12 protein-coding genes are annotated in these 14,529 nt (G+C 70.7%); 8 read left to right on the forward strand and 4 right to left on the reverse strand.

The features are described from left to right. Positions 1-139 precede the first annotated feature (139 nt). Positions 140-355 carry an I78 family peptidase inhibitor gene (locus tag OHS59_RS34570; protein WP_328497275.1) on the forward strand — a complete coding sequence of 72 codons (216 nt, stop codon included), beginning with the start codon at positions 140-142 and terminating at the stop codon, positions 353-355. A gap of 265 nt (positions 356-620) precedes the next feature. Here OHS59_RS34570 and OHS59_RS34575 read toward each other — a convergent pair whose 3' ends face one another. Further along, the gene (locus OHS59_RS34575) at positions 621-1,649 is read right to left on the reverse strand and encodes a phosphatase PAP2 family protein (RefSeq protein ID WP_328497276.1); all 1,029 of its coding nucleotides are present in this window, start codon (positions 1,647-1,649) and stop codon (positions 621-623) included. Positions 1,650-1,886: 237 nt separating this feature from the next. Then, positions 1,887-3,053: a glycosyltransferase family 39 protein gene (locus OHS59_RS34580; RefSeq protein WP_328497277.1), complete on the reverse strand. Its 1,167-nt coding sequence runs from the start codon at positions 3,051-3,053 to the stop codon at positions 1,887-1,889. Between the two features lie 259 nt (positions 3,054-3,312). Between OHS59_RS34580 and OHS59_RS34585 the strand changes: the two genes are divergently transcribed. Together OHS59_RS34585 and OHS59_RS34590 are read left to right on the forward strand one after the other, a co-directional pair. Beyond that, complete coding sequence (locus OHS59_RS34585; RefSeq protein WP_328497278.1) at positions 3,313-4,929, forward strand: MFS transporter; 1,617 nt, start codon at positions 3,313-3,315, stop codon at positions 4,927-4,929. Positions 4,930-5,120: 191 nt separating this feature from the next. Next, on the forward strand, positions 5,121-6,323 hold the full coding sequence (locus tag OHS59_RS34590) for an acyl-CoA dehydrogenase family protein (protein WP_328497279.1): 1,203 nt from the start codon (positions 5,121-5,123) through the stop codon (positions 6,321-6,323). 83 nt (positions 6,324-6,406) lie between these two features. Here the strand turns inward: OHS59_RS34590 and OHS59_RS34595 are convergent, their stop codons facing one another. After that, a complete protein-coding gene (locus OHS59_RS34595; protein WP_107021161.1) occupies positions 6,407-6,850 on the reverse strand; it encodes a cell division protein SepF in 444 nt (147 codons plus the stop codon). A gap of 289 nt (positions 6,851-7,139) precedes the next feature. Here OHS59_RS34595 and OHS59_RS34600 point away from each other — a divergent pair, with 289 nt between their 5' ends. Further along, positions 7,140-8,309, forward strand: a complete 1,170-nt coding sequence (locus OHS59_RS34600) for a DUF5685 family protein (protein ID WP_328497280.1) — start codon at positions 7,140-7,142, stop codon at positions 8,307-8,309. Positions 8,310-8,550: 241 nt separating this feature from the next. Here the strand turns inward: OHS59_RS34600 and OHS59_RS34605 are convergent, their stop codons facing one another. Beyond that, positions 8,551-9,510: an ABC transporter substrate-binding protein gene (locus OHS59_RS34605; RefSeq protein ID WP_328497281.1), complete on the reverse strand. Its 960-nt coding sequence runs from the start codon at positions 9,508-9,510 to the stop codon at positions 8,551-8,553. 553 nt (positions 9,511-10,063) lie between these two features. Between OHS59_RS34605 and OHS59_RS34610 the strand changes: the two genes are divergently transcribed. From OHS59_RS34610 to OHS59_RS34625, 4 genes are all read left to right on the forward strand, one after another. Continuing rightward, positions 10,064-10,909, forward strand: a complete 846-nt coding sequence (locus OHS59_RS34610) for an amino acid ABC transporter permease (RefSeq protein ID WP_328497282.1) — start codon at positions 10,064-10,066, stop codon at positions 10,907-10,909. Continuing rightward, positions 10,906-12,735, forward strand: coding sequence for an FAD/NAD(P)-binding protein (locus OHS59_RS34615; protein WP_328497283.1), 1,830 nt, complete (start codon positions 10,906-10,908; stop codon positions 12,733-12,735). The genes OHS59_RS34610 and OHS59_RS34615 overlap by 4 nt, the downstream gene beginning before the upstream one ends. A gap of 90 nt (positions 12,736-12,825) precedes the next feature. Next, positions 12,826-13,707 carry an amino acid ABC transporter permease gene (locus OHS59_RS34620; RefSeq protein WP_328497284.1) on the forward strand — a complete coding sequence of 294 codons (882 nt, stop codon included), beginning with the start codon at positions 12,826-12,828 and terminating at the stop codon, positions 13,705-13,707. A 68-nt stretch (positions 13,708-13,775) separates the two neighbouring features. Beyond that, positions 13,776-14,528 carry an amino acid ABC transporter ATP-binding protein gene (locus OHS59_RS34625; protein ID WP_328499469.1) on the forward strand — a complete coding sequence of 251 codons (753 nt, stop codon included), beginning with the start codon at positions 13,776-13,778 and terminating at the stop codon, positions 14,526-14,528. Position 14,529: the final 1 nt, after the last annotated feature.

Genomic DNA, 14,529 nt, shown 5'->3' on the forward strand with positions numbered 1-14,529 from the left:
CGACGCGCAGCGGATGATGTCGGCGCGGCCAAAACGAGTGTCGATGTCCTGTGACAGAAGCGTGACCGGAGAGGGACCGGTGACGGATGGTGGCGGGGTCGGGGTTCCCCGTCCGTACTGCGGCGCCTAACGTGGCGTCATGGCACCGATTCCCACTCCTCCCGCAGAGCCCTCCGACACTCCGGACGCGTACGTCGGCCTGGAGGTCGGCGGCGCCGAGCGGCAGGCTCGTGCGCGCGGCTGGTCCGCCGTGCGGTCGTTGCCGCCGGGCGCGATCATCACGATGGAGTATCGCGTGGGGCGGCTGAACTTCGAGGTCACGGACGGTCGGGTGACGCGCTGCTGGAAGGGGTGACGCTCTCCGCTGCGGGTCTCGTACCGGCCTCGTGCGGGCCGGTGGGGCTCGCCGCGCCGTTCCCCGCGCCCCTTAAAAGATTGCGCCGTTCCCCGCGCCCCTTGGGGGCTGGGGTGGGCGTGCGTTTGTGGCTTCGGGCCGGTGGGGGCTGAGCGCGCCGTTCCTCGCGCCCCTCAAAGCGGGGCTGCGCCCCAGCTTTGCCCCTTCAGGGGCGCGAGGTGCCGGGCGTGGGGTGTGCGTACCGGCCCGGCCGAACTGCTGCCGCTCAGCCACCCGCCAGGGGCCGCGCCGAGGCGGTGCCACGTGTCACTCGGTCCGACTGCGGTGGTCTGCGGCTGCCGAGAGGCGTCACCGGGGTGCGCTCCGAGCGGCTCAGGTGCGGGCCGGGGGCCAGGTAACCGGGCGCCCGCGCCGGCCGGGAGGCGGCCACGGGCTCACGCACCACCGGCTCCTGCTCACCGGCCGCCGGCTTGCCGATCGGGGCGAGCGCCGCGGGAGCGGGAACCTCCGCCGGTCCGGCCGGAGCCGCACCGCGGCGACGGTCGCGCCAGGCGTCGCGCAGATCGAAGATGCCGGACTCCGCACGCGCGATCAGCGGCTCGCACCAGGGCAGCGCCAGCAGGATCAGCAGTCCCGCCGCCCAGCCGAGCACGACATCGCTCAGCCAGTGCGTACCCAGGTACACGGTGGTCAGGCCGACGCCGAGGGAGACCACGGCGGAGAAGGCCGACAGCCAGCGGCGAGCGCGCGGCGTCGAGGCCAGATAAGCGAGGATGCCCCAGGTCACGACGGCGTTGGCGGTGTGGCCGGAAGGGAATATGTCACCGCCCAGCCACATCTCGTTCGAGCCGACACCGGTCGCGTAGTGCGGACCGAGGCGGCCCATGCTGATCTTGGCGGCGCCGACCGTGATGTTGAGCAGCAGCAGCGAGGCGCCCAGCGTGAGCAGCGGCCGCAGGGTGTGCTGCCGCCAGGAGCGCCAGCCCAGCCAGGCCGCGATCATCACAGCCGTGGGACCCCGCTGGCCCAGGACCACGTAGTAGTCGAGGAACGCGTGGATCTCCGGCCACTGCTGGTAGGGCCGGAAGAACATGACCTGCCAGTCGAGCCGGACCAGCCAGGAGGTGATCACGACGGCCCACACGATGGCCGCGTAGAAGGCGAGCGTGGACGCGAAGAGGACCACCCGGTGCCGGCTCATCCTGGGCACGTCGATGTGGGCCGGTCGTTCCGGCTCACGGTCCAGCCGGGCGAAGACCCGGTCCAGACGAGTCAGCTTTCGTTCGGTACGCACCCAATCGACGTTACAGCGAGTGAGGTGTGTTCCAGGCCGAAGCACCGTCTTTGTGATGACGATGTGATGTGGGATTGCTCTCAGAAGGGGGTTTATCGCCGTGGATTATGGAATCCCCCGTCCGCTCTTCCTTCAATTCGATTGATCATTTCGGAGCGGAGTTTTATGGCGCTTTCGAATTCGTTCACCGAATGCTCGCGTGCTCTTCTCCGGGCGCTCACCGGCGACCGTGAGTGATCACGGCGGACCGGAGCCGTTCAGCCAGAAGGCGCCGTACGCCGCCGACGCCACGGCCACCGTGCCCAGCACCCACGCCGACCTGGCCGTTCGCAGCCTCGCGAGGGCCAGTGCGAGGGGCAGGAGGAGGGGGAAGGCGGGCAGCAGAAGGCGTGGCTTCGAGCCGAAATAGCTCGACGCGCACAGCGCGAGGGCGGTGACCACCCCCGCGTACACCAGGAGCGGCAACGGCTGCCGCTGCCGTACGCAGGTCACGTACAGCCGGATCAGCAGGGCGACCCCGGCGATCAGCGCCAGGCCGGCCAGGGCCGACGGGAACGAGGTGAACTTGTCGGCGACGAACCGGGCGAACGCGTAGCCGCCGTCGAAGCCGTTGCGCCAGCCCGCCTGGACGTCGAGGTAGCCCAGCGGGCCCTTGCCCGTGTGACGGCCGACCCACAGGACGTACCCGGCCGCTCCGAGGGGCGCGATCAGGATCGCCAGGGCGCGCCGCCATCTCGGTGCGCCACCCGGGGACGGAGCGCTCCGCTCCCCCGCGAAAGAGGCGATGGCCGTCACCCACACGGCCGCAACGACCGCCGCGCCCACCGGACGGGTCAGGCCGGCCAGCGAGGCGAGCAGACCCGCGGTCAGCCAGCGGCCGGTCAGGACCGCGTACAGCGACCAGGCCGCGAGCGCCGTGAACAGCGACTCGCTGTACGCCATCGACTGCACGATCCCGACGGGCAGGACCGCCCACAGCAGCACGGCACAGATCCCGGCCCGCCGGCCGTACACGTGGTCCGCGACCGCGAAGATCCCCCAGGCCGCGGCGAGCGAGGCGACCGTGCTGACCAGCAGGCCCGCGTCCGCGTAGGAGAGAGGGGACACCGCCGACACCGCCCGCTCCAGCCACGGCAGCAGGGGGAAGAAGGCGAGGTTCGAGTGCACGTCGCCGTTCGGCAGCCGCACCTCGTAGCCGTAGCCCAGCTCGGCGACCCGGGTGTACCAGAGGGAGTCCCAGCGGGCCGAGAGCAGTTGCTGCGCGCTCTTGTCCCTGGTGGCGCTCCACACCGCGAGCGCCACCAGGCCCAGCGCGCGCACCGCCGCGTACCCGAGGAGCGCGGGCGCGGCGCGGCGCCAGGACGGCCCCGGACGGGGCGGCGCGACGGTCTCAAGATCGGTCACGGGCTCGATTATCGAGGGCGCCCGCAACCGCGTACCCCGGCGGGGGCGTGCTCGGACACGGGGGAGCGTGGTGCACGCCACACGTGTCCCAGGAGAACGTGAGAGGTCCGCCACCCGACGCCGGAGGGAACTCGCGTACTCTGACGTCTCACTCGCCTTTGTTGCGTGGGCCGGGACACCGCTCCTCCCGAGCCGCAGCCGCAGGGAGTCCCCACCCAGCGGATCGCCGAACGCGAGGGAACATCTGGGAGGTACGTACATGTCCGGGACGACCACGGCCGCCGCGCGTCGCCGTCGGGAGACCGGGGCCGGTGCAAACCGCTGGGTCGTCCTTGTGGTGCTGTGCGTCAGCCTGCTCCTGGTCGCCGTCGACGCCACCGTGCTCCACGTCGCCGTGCCCGCCGTCACCGAGGACCTCACGCCCGGCGCGATAGAGCTGCTCTGGATCGTCGACGTCTACCCGCTCGTCTGCGCCTCGCTGCTGATCCTCTTCGGCACCCTGGGCGACCGGGTCGGCCGCAGACGGGTCCTCCTCCTCGGATACGCCCTCTTCGGCGTCGCATCCGCTGTCGCGGCCCTCGCCGACAGCGCGGAGGTGCTGATCGCGGCCCGCGCCCTGCTCGGCGTCGGCGGCGCGATGATCATGCCCGCGACGCTGTCCATCCTTCGGCAGGTCTTCCCCGCCCGGCGCGAGCGGGCGCTCGCCATCGGCGTCTGGAGCGCCGTCGCCGCGGTGGGCGCGGCCGTCGGACCGCTCCTCGGCGGGTTCCTCCTGGAGCACTTCTGGTGGGGCTCGGTCTTCCTCATCAACATCCCGCTGATGCTCGTCAGCCTGCCCGTCGGGCGGCTGCTGCTGCCCGAGTCGAAGGGCGAGCGCGACGGGCCGTGGGACGTCGTCGGCGCGCTGATGGCCGCGGCCGGCCTCTTCGGCGTCGTCCTCGGAGTGAAGCGGCTCGGCGGCGGAGAGGACCCGCTGAGCGTTTTCACGGCGGTGCCGCTGATGGCGGGAGCCGGACTGCTCGTCGCCTTCGTACGGCGGCAGCGGCGGCGCCGGCATCCGCTGGTCGATCTGCGGATGTTCTCGCGGCCCGCCTTCAGCACCTCCGTCGGCTGCATCGTGCTGGCGATGCTCGCCCTGGTCGGGCTCGAACTGATCGCCGCGCAGTATCTCCAGCTCGTGCTGGAGCTCTCCCCGCTGGAGACCGGGCTGCGGCTGCTGCCGCTCACCGTCGCCGCGATGACCGCGGGACTGGTCGGGGCGAAGATGCTGCAGCGCTTCGGGCCGCGCACCATGGTCTGCTCCGGTTTCTGTCTCACCGCCGCCGCGGTCGTCACCCTGACGGCGATGGGTACCGAGGACAACGCTCCGCTGCTGCTGACCGGGTTCGTGATGCTCGGCTTCGGCCTTGAGGTGACGCTTTTCGGGGCGTACGAGTCGATGCTGAGCGAGGCACCGCAGGAACAGGCCGGCGGGGCGGCGGCGATCGGCGAGACGTCGTACCAGCTCGGGGCGGGGATCGGGATCGCGCTCCTCGGGAGCGTGATGAACGCGGCGTATGCGCCCGGGCTCGCGTCCGTTCACGGGGTTCCGCCGGGGGACGCCGCCGCGGCGGGGCATTCGCTGGGGGAGGCCTACGAGGTCGCCGCGCGGCTCGGCGGGGGGTCGGGGGAGGCGCTTCGGGTGGCGGCTCGGCACGCGTTCGTGCACGGGCTGCATGTGACGCTGCTGGTGAGTGCGGGGCTGTTGTTGCTGGGGGCGGTGATGGCGCTTCGGCTGCCCCGGGCGATGGAGTGCGCGGAGCCCTCGCCTTCCCGGGCGGGGGTGCCGGGGCCCCGGGAGGCGTCCGGGGCGCCCGTGCGGGTCGGTGGCGGCTGAGGCCGGGAACTTTCCCGACCACACCGCCCGTGCGGGGGCTTTCCCCGTGCGGGTTTCCCGTGGCGCTTCCCGCCCGTCGGCGCCTGCGGGTCCGTGCCCCGTGAGGTGAGCCTGGACGTGCGTCATGCTGCGTCGTAACGTCAAGGACCGTCAGTAGTTACCACTGCTAGTTTTACGCGCCGGAGGTCCCCATGTCCTCTTCCCCTTCCCCTTCCTCGAAGTTGCCGCCGTTCGACCCCAGTGATCCGCTCGGTGTCGACGATCTGCTGAGTGCGGAGGATCTGGCGGTCCGTGACACCGTGCGCGCCTGGGCGGCCGACCGGGTGCTGCCTTATGTCGCCGAGTGGTACGAGAACGGAGAGCTGCCGGGGATCCGGGAGCTGGCACGGGAGTTGGGCGGCCTCGGCGCTCTCGGGATGTCGCTCGACGGATACGGGTGTGCCGGAGCCTCCGCCGTGCAGTACGGACTCGCCTGTCTGGAGCTGGAGGCCGCCGACTCCGGGATCCGCTCGCTCGTCTCCGTGCAGGGCTCGCTCGCGATGTACGCGATCCACCGGTTCGGCAGCCAGGAGCAGAAGCAGACCTGGCTGCCGCGGATGGCCGCCGGCGAGGTCATCGGCTGCTTCGGACTGACCGAGCCCGACCACGGGTCCGACCCCGCGGGCATGCGCACGTACGCCAAGCGGGACGGCGGGGACTGGGTCCTCACCGGACGCAAGATGTGGATCACCAACGGGTCCGTGGCGGGGGTCGCCGTCGTGTGGGCGCGGACCGACGACGGGATCCGCGGCTTCGTCGTGCCCACCGACAGCCCCGGCTTCTCCGCGCCGGAGATCAAGCACAAGTGGTCACTGCGGGCGTCGGTCACCAGTGAGCTGGTGCTCGACGAGGTGCGGCTGCCCGCCGACGCCGTACTGCCCGAGGTCACCGGGCTCAAGGGCCCGCTCAGCTGTCTCTCCCACGCCCGGTACGGGATCGTGTGGGGCGCGATGGGCGCCGCACGGGCGAGTTTCGAGGCGGCGGTGGAGTACGCGAAGACGCGTGAACAGTTCGGGCGGCCCATCGGCGGATTCCAGCTCACCCAGGCCAAGCTCGCCGACATGACGGTCGAACTGCACAAGGGGATCCTGCTGGCCCACCACCTGGGCCGGCGGATGGACGCGGGACGGCTCCGTCCCGAGCAGGTCAGCTTCGGCAAGCTCAACAACGTGCGGGAGGCGATCGACATCTGCCGTACGGCACGGACGATCCTCGGCGCCAACGGGATCTCGCTCGAATACCCCGTGATGCGCCACGCGACGAACCTCGAATCGGTGCTGACCTACGAGGGCACCGTCGAGATGCACCAGCTGGTACTGGGCAAGGCGCTCACCGGTCTCGACGCGTTCCGGTAGGAATCCGGTGGGGATCCCGCGGGAATCCCTTCGGAACTTCCCACCGCGGCGCCGAGAGGCGGGTCCGGTGAGCGGGCCTTGCCTCAGCTCTGGTTGAAGAAGCCGTCCACACGACGGGCGGCGGGTTCCCCGCTGACGATCTCGGTATCGGCGGGGGTCAGCAGGAAAACCCGGTTCGACACGCGCTCGATGGAGCCGCGCAGGCCGAAGATCAGGCCGGCCGCGAAGTCGACGACGCGCTTGGCGTCGGCGGCCTCCATGGCCGTGAGGTTCATGATGACGGGCACGCCGTCGCGGAACAGCTCACCGATGCCACGGGCGTCCCGGAAGCTGTCCGGGGTGACCGTGCCGATCCGTCGGCCCTTCTCCTCGGCGGCTTCCGATGCCACCTTGACCCGAGGATCCGTGACCCAGACCTCACGGCTCCCGGTCTCGGATCCCTCGGCGTAGTCGTCGTCGTAGTAACGCTCGTCATCGTTGTCGTCGACGAGGCCAAGCCAGGCACTCGCCTTGCGCACCGATCCCATGGACGCCTCCTCTCACAGCGGTATTTCTTCTTTCCGCATCCCCATGGTCGTCCATGATGCGGATGTCGCGCCAAGGGGATAGACGCCGCGCGGGGGTTTCGTGACGGTACTGGTGCACAGCGAATTCGTCGAGAGGCCGCGTACCCCAAGGGTCGTGCGGTACACCGCTGCTGACTGTGAGTGAAATATGATTCTTCACGGCGGACGGGTGACGGCTGGAGCGTCCGGGTGAACGGAGCGCTCGATACGATGCCGCAGCTCAACGTCGTACACACCACGGGGGAACGTCGTGTTCGGAATCGTCAGGCCCTGCCGGCATCGGCTGGGAGAGAACCTCAAAACCCAATGGATGGCGCATTTGTGCGGGCTTTGTCTCGCGCTGCGCGGAGATCACGGGCAGTTCGCGCGGGTCGTCACCAACTACGACGGCCTGCTGATATCGGTTCTGACGGAGGCTCAGGCGGAACCGGAGGGGAAGTGGCGGCGTACGGCGGGCCCCTGTCCGCTGCGCGGAATGCGCGGCGCGTCCGTCGCTCAGGGTGACGGCGCACGGCTCGCGGCCGCCGTTTCACTGGTGCTCGCCTCGGCGAAGATGCGCGATCACATGGCCGACGGGGACGGACTGTTGGCGCGCCGGCCGGTGGCGCTCGCGGCGCGCCGCGTTGCCACGAACTGGGGCCGGGCGGGCGCCAGGACCGGCTCGGCCGTCGGATTCGACACCGCGGTGCTGGTCGACGCCGTGGACCGGCAGGTGGGCATCGAGACGCTCGCCGGGCCCGGCACACCGCTGCTGACCGTCACCGAACCGACCGAGACCGCTACCGCCGCGGCCTTCGCGCACACCGCGATCCTGGCCGGCCGGCCAGGCAACGCGGCGCCGCTCGCCGAGGCCGGCCGGCTCTTCGGACGGCTCGCCCACCTGCTGGACGCCGTGGAGGACCGGGAGGCCGACGCCGCCGCCGGTGCCTGGAACCCGCTCACCGCCACGGGTGCGGCCCTGCCGGAGGCCCGGCGCCTCGCCGACGACGCGCTGCACGGGATACGGCTCGCACTGCGCGATGTGGAGTTCACGGACGCGAAGCTGGCGCACGTGCTGCTCGTGCACGAGCTGCGCAACTCGGTGGACCGGGCGTTCGGTACGGCGTCCTGCTCGCACGGCGACTCGCACGACAGCTCGCACGGCAATCCGTACGCGCCGTCCGGACCTGGTGCGCCGCCTCCGCCGCCCGAGCCGCCGCGCCGTGACCGGCGGGGGCTCCTCGCGGGGTGCGCCGTGTGGATGGGGCTGGCCTGTACGTGCCAGATGTGCTGCGGGGAGTATCACGACCCGTGGTCCGGGGAGTCGAAGCCGGGGTTCTGTCAGCGGGGTGACGGCTGTGACAGCTGTTGCGACTGCTGTGGCTGCTGCGATGGGTGCGACTGCTGTTGTGACGGTTGCGGGTGCGACTGCAGTTGCTGACGGGCCCCTCCCGGGGCGGGGGTGCGTTGTCGGGTGCGGGTTCGCTGTGGCTGAGCCAAAGATTGCGCAGTTCCCCGCGCCCCTGGGTACCCAGGGGCGCGGGGAACTGCGCAGCGGGGGTTCGGGGGCGTAGCCCCCAGGCAGTGACGATGGGGGCCCCTCCCCGGTCGAGCGAAGCCGAGACTGGGGGAGGGTAGGGGTGGCGGGGGCGATGTCCAGGCGGGTCGTCAGTGACGGCGGGTCAGTCCTTGATCTCCGGTGGGGAGATCCGGGACTTCTCGATCGCCGAACCCGTCGTGCCCCACTTCTTGAGGATCTTCGCGTACGTCCCGTCCGCGATGAGCCCGTTCACCGCGGCCTGCACGGCGGGAGCCAGCTTCGTGCCCTTCTTGAAGGCGAACCCCACGTCCAGACGATGGAACTCGTTGAGGAACTTCAGCCCTTCCTGCTGGGAGACGGCATAGCGGAGCCCGTTGATCGTGCTCATCACCACATCGCTGCGCCCCTGCTGGAGCGAGGACCACAGAGCCCCCTGCTCGCTGTACGTCTGCACCTTGTACGCCTTCTCGCCGGCGTCGGAGCAGACGTGCTTCTGCTCCTCCAGGGTGGCCTCGAACGTGGTCCCCGCCCCGGTCGCCACGTTCAGCCCGCACAGCTGGGCGAGGTCGGTGACCTTGTCCAGCTCGCTGTCCTCGCGGGTCGCGAATCCCTGGCCGTCGTTGATGTAGGTGACGAAGTCGATGGTCCTGCGGCGTTCGTCTGTGACACCGAAGTTGCCGACCCCGACGTCGTACTTGCCGCTGTCGAGGGCCGGGAGGATCGCCTCGAAGCTCGCGGCCTCGCGCTTGAGCCGCAGGCCGAGCGTCTTCGCTACGGCGTCCGCGAAGTCGACGTCCTGGCCCGCGAGGGTCTTGCCGTCCTCCAGGTAGTTGGTGCCGGGCGGTGAGCCGCCGACGCTGACGGCGAGGGTGAGCGAGTCGGTGCCGGCGGGCAGCAGTTTCGCGGCTGCCGCGTCCTTCTTCACGGCGGAGACGACGTCCGCGGTGGGGATCTCGTTGCTCTTGCCGGCGGCGGCCTGGGCGGTACCGCCCGCCGCGGTGTCGTCCCCGCCCGAGCCGCACGCGGTGAGCAGCAGGGTCGCGGAGGTGATCAGGGCGAACGGCAGCAAGAGCTGATTGCGGGCACGCGAGGACGTACGCATGGAGCGGTCTCCCGGAAAAGGGTGCGTCGAAGAAGCCGGAGGGGCGCATGCGGAAGGAGCGCCCTGAGAAGCGCGGAACGGGCAGTGCGAGACGAGACAGTGCGAAAGCACGACAGCGCGAAGCGAGGCAGGTGAAGCGGGGAAGCGCGAGGGGAGGGGTGCGCGTGTGAAGGCCTGGCTACAGGTGGAGAAACGAGGAAGGCGCCCGCCCTGGAAGGGCCCGGGCGCGCAGTGGGTCAGCTCAACAGGATGAGGACCACACTCGACCGAAGTCGATGTGGGAGCGCGTGACCAGCCACTGCTGCGAATACATGCGCATCAGTGGAACAGTCATTCGGTTGCACGTCAACTGGCCTGAGACGTACCGCTCACAGTGTGGACAACCTTGACAGGCCGGGGAAACGCCCCCGTACTCTCAACGGACGGCCCTGCTGAGGGGCTTGGCCGTGCACGCCGTACGACGCCCCCGGGCATCCGGCGTGATCTGCGTGCATCGCGTGACCCGTGTGAAGGCACCACCCGTGTTCGACCTGACGCATCACGGAGCCTTCGCATGTCCTCGCACACCCTCCTCAAGGTGGCCGCACCGGAAGACGCGGTGCCCTCGCGCATCGTCCCCCGGCGCCGGCTCGGCCAGTGGACCGCCGCGGGCCTCGTCCTGATCCTGCTCGGGCTCGCCGTCAACTCCGTCGCACGCAACAAGGCGTTCCAGTGGGACGTGGTCGGCGACTACTTCACCTCGGCGTCGGTGCTGCGCGGCCTCGGACTCACCCTCTGGCTGACCGCGCTCGTCATGGCGCTCGGCTTCGCCCTCGGCGCGCTGCTCGCCGCGGGCCGGCTCTCCGCCAACCCCGTGCTGCGCGCGGTGAGTTGGGGGTACATCTGGCTCTTCAGGTCGATGCCGATCCTGGTGCAACTCCTGTTCTGGTTCAACATCGGCGCGCTCTACCCGACCCTCTTCGGCGTCAGGACGGTGAACCTCCTCGGCCCGGTCACGGTCGCGATCATCGGGCTCACCCTCCACGAGGCCGCGTACGCCGCCGAGGTCGTACGCGGCGGCATCCTCTCCGTGGACCGCGGCCAGATCGAGGCCGCCGAGGCGCTCGGGCTGAGCCGGTGGCGCCGCTGGTGGAAGATCGTGCTGCCGCAGGCCATGCGCTCCATCGTGCCGCCGGCCGGGAACATGCTGATCGGGACGCTCAAGGGCACCTCGATCATCAGCGTGATCGCCGTGCAGGACCTGCTCTACTCCGTGCAGCTCGTCTACCACCGCACCTACCAGGTCATCCCGCTCCTGATGGTGGCCACGCTCTGGTACATCATCGTCACCTCGGTGCTCAGCGTCGGCCAGTACTACGTCGAGCGGCACTACGGGCGCGGTTCGGAGCGCACCCGATGAGCGGCGTGCGCTGGGTGCGCCCGTCGCTGGTGATCGTCGGAGCCGGGCCGAGGGGCACCGGACTCCTGGAGCGCATCGCCGCCAACGCCCCGGAGTTGTACGCCGGTTCGGGCTCCGACCCTTCGGGCTCCGCCGCCTCGGGCTTCGACGTGCATCTCGTCGACCCGTATCCGCCGGGCGGCGGACGCATCTGGCGTGAGGAGCAGCCACCGCTGCTGTGGATGAACTCGCAGGCCCAGGACGTCACCATGTTCACCGACGACACGGTGGACATGGCCGGACCCGTACGCGAGGGCCCCACCCTGCACGAGTGGGCCGAGCTCGACGGACGCGTCTTCGCGGACCGGCAGCGGCAGGGCGCCTATATGCGCTGGGTGTACGAGCGGACCGTCGCCGCGCTCCCGCCGGGCATCCGGGTCCGTCACCACGCTCGGCGTGCCGTGCGGGTCGGGGGCCCGCGCGAGGGCCGCCAGCAGGTGTGGCTGGAAGGCAGGCCGCGTCCGCTCCTCGCCGACCTCGTCGTCCTCGCGCTCGGCCATCTCGACGCCGAACTCGACAAGGAACAGCAGGGGTTGGCGGCCTACGCCCGGGCCCACGACCTCGTCCACCTGCCGCCGGACTTCACCGCCGACAGCGACCTGTCCCCCCTCGAACCCGGCGAGCCGGTGCTCGTACGCGGCTTCGGGCTCGCCTTCGTCGACCTGATGGTGCTCCTCACGGAAGGGCGCGGGGGCCGCTACGAGACGGACGCGGACGGGGAGTTGACGTACCGGGCGTCCGGGCGCGAGCCCGTGCTGCACGTCGGGTCGCGGCGCGGGGTGCCGTACCACTCGAAGATCGGCTACGACTGGACCGGTGAACGCCCGCCGCTGCCGAGGTTCTTCGGTCCCGACGAGGTGGACGGGCTGCTGGCGCGACCCGGTGGCTTCGACTTCCGGCGGGACGTGTGGCCGCTGGTCGAGAAGGAGCTGGGGTTCGCCCACTACCACCGGCTGTTCGCGGCGCACCCCGACCGCACGGCCATGGCCTGGACGGACTTCGAGGAGAGGTACGAGAAGTGCGCGGCGGGCGACAGCGCCGGGATGCGGGCCCTGGTCGCCTCCGCCGTGCCCGACCCCGCCGACCGGCTGGACTCGGCGGCGCTCGACCACCCGCTGGACGGGGTGCGGCACACCTCGTACACCGCGCTCCAGGACGGGCTGCGGGCATACGTCGAGGGTGACCTGAGCCGGCGGCACGATCCCGCCCACAGCCCGGACCTGGCGGTCTTCCTCGGACTCCTCTCCGTCTACGGGCAGTTGGTGCGGCTCGGCGACATCGGGCCCTGGTGGCACGGCTTCTTCAGCTACCTCGCCTCGGGGCCGCCCGGACCCCGGCTGCGGCAGATGCTCGCCCTGTCACGGGCGGGGGTACTCCGTTTCCTCGGCGCCGGTATGACCGTGTCGGCGGCGGACGGCGTCTTCCGGGCCACCAGCACCACCGTGCCCGGTGAGTACGTCGAGGCCCGCGCGCTCGTCGAGGCACGGCTGCCGCACCCCACGGTCGAGCGGACCCGGGACACCCTGCTGCGCGAGCTGTACGCCGAAGGGGCCGCCGCGACGCCCGAGGGCCTGCTCGCCGTGGACCCCTCCGACGGACGCGTCCTCGACCGCTCCGGCGCCCCGCACCCGCGGCGCTTCGCGCTCGGACCGCACACCGACGCCCGGGGTTCCGGCGCGTTCACCCGGCCCCGTACCGGAGGGCCCGCCTTCCGGCAGAACGACGCCACCGCGCGGGCCGCGCTCGCGTTCCTGCGCGACCTCTCCTGTCGCGCCACCGCCGCGTAACCAGCGCCCCTCCACCACGGGCGCGTCACCGCGCCCGCGTCCCCCGCGCCCGCACCGCGCACCCGTTCCCTCCTTACGCCCGAGGACCCCATGTCGCTGACCAGTGATCCACCTCGTACCGAAGCGCCGGCCGAACCCGAGGACTACGGCGCGCTCAAGGTGGTGCCCGTCCGGCACCCCTGGCGCTGGGCCGCGGTGGTCGTGACCGCCGTGCTGCTCGCCCAGTTCGCCCACGGGCTCGCGACCAACCCCGGCTGGGAGTGGGAGGTGTTCGCCGAGTTCTTCACCGCCGAGGTGATCCTCAAGGCGGTCTGGGTCACCCTTCAACTCACCGCCTACGGCACGGCGTTGGGCTTCGCGCTGGGGATCGTTCTCGCCTTCATGCGGCTGTCCGAGAGCCCGTTCCTGAAGGCCGTCTCCTTCGCGTACATCTGGGCGTTCCGGTCCATCCCGCTGATCGTGCAGCTGCTCTTCTGGTTCAACCTCGCCTATCTCTACAAGGAGTTGAAGTTCGGCATCCCCTTCGGACCCGGCTTCTTCACCTTCGACACGATGGGGCTGGTCGGCGCGATGAGCGCGGCCGTCCTGGGCCTCGCGCTGCACCAGGCCGCGTACGCCGCCGAGATCGTGCGCGGTGGCGTACTGGCCGTCGACAGCGGGCAGTTGGAGGCCGCCGCCGCGCTGGGCATCCCGCGGCTGCGGCAGATCCGCCGGATCGTGCTGCCGCAGGCGATGCGCTCCATCCTGCCGAACGCCGCCAACGAGGTGATCTCCCTCTTCAAGGGCACCTCCATCGTCTCGGTCATGGCGATCGGCGAACTCTTCTACCAGGTCCAGGTCATCTACGGACGCAACGGCCGGGTCGTGCCGCTGCTCATGGTCGCGACGGCCTGGTACATCCTCCTGACCACCGCGCTCTCCGTCCTCCAGCACTACGTAGAACGACACTTCGCGAAGGGAAGCACCCGATGAGCGCGCCCACCACTCCAGCGACGGCCGACGGGACGACCGACGGCCCGGCCGACGGTCCTGCCGCCCCGATGGTCGACGTCAGGTCCGTCCACAAGAGCTTCGGTTCGCTGGAGGTGCTCAAGGGCGTCGACCTGGCGGTGCGCGCCGGCGAGGTCACCGTCATTCTCGGCCCCTCCGGCTCCGGCAAGTCCACCCTGCTGCGCACCATCAACCACCTGGAGAAGGTCGACCAGGGGTGGATCAGTGTGGACGGTTCACTGGTCGGCTACCGGCGCTCCGGCGACAAGCTGTACGAGCTGCGCGAACGCGAGATCCTCAAGCAGCGCACCCGGATCGGCTTCGTCTTCCAGAACTTCAACCTGTTCCCGCACCTCACGGTGCTGGAGAACATCGTCGAGGCCCCCGTCTCGGCGCTGAAACGGTCCCGCAAGGACGTCACCGAGGCGGCGCGCAGGCTGCTCGACCGGGTCGGACTCGCCGACAAGGCCGACGCCTACCCGAAGCAGCTGTCCGGCGGGCAGCAGCAGCGCGTGGCCATCGCCCGGGCGCTCGCCCTGGAGCCCAGGCTGCTCCTCTTCGACGAGCCGACGTCCGCGCTCGACCCCGAACTGGTCGGTGAGGTCCTCGACGTCATCAAGGACCTGGCCCACCAGGGCACCACGATGATCGTCGTCACGCACGAGATCGGCTTCGCCCGTGAGGTCGCGGACACCGTCGTCTTCATGGACGACGGCCGCATCGTCGAACAGGGCGCCCCCGGCGACGTACTCGACGCGCCGAAGCACGAGCGCACGCGCGCCTTTCTCTCCAAGGTCCTCTGAA

This window comes from Streptomyces sp. NBC_00414 (assembly GCF_036038375.1).
Taxonomy (GTDB): domain Bacteria; phylum Actinomycetota; class Actinomycetes; order Streptomycetales; family Streptomycetaceae; genus Streptomyces.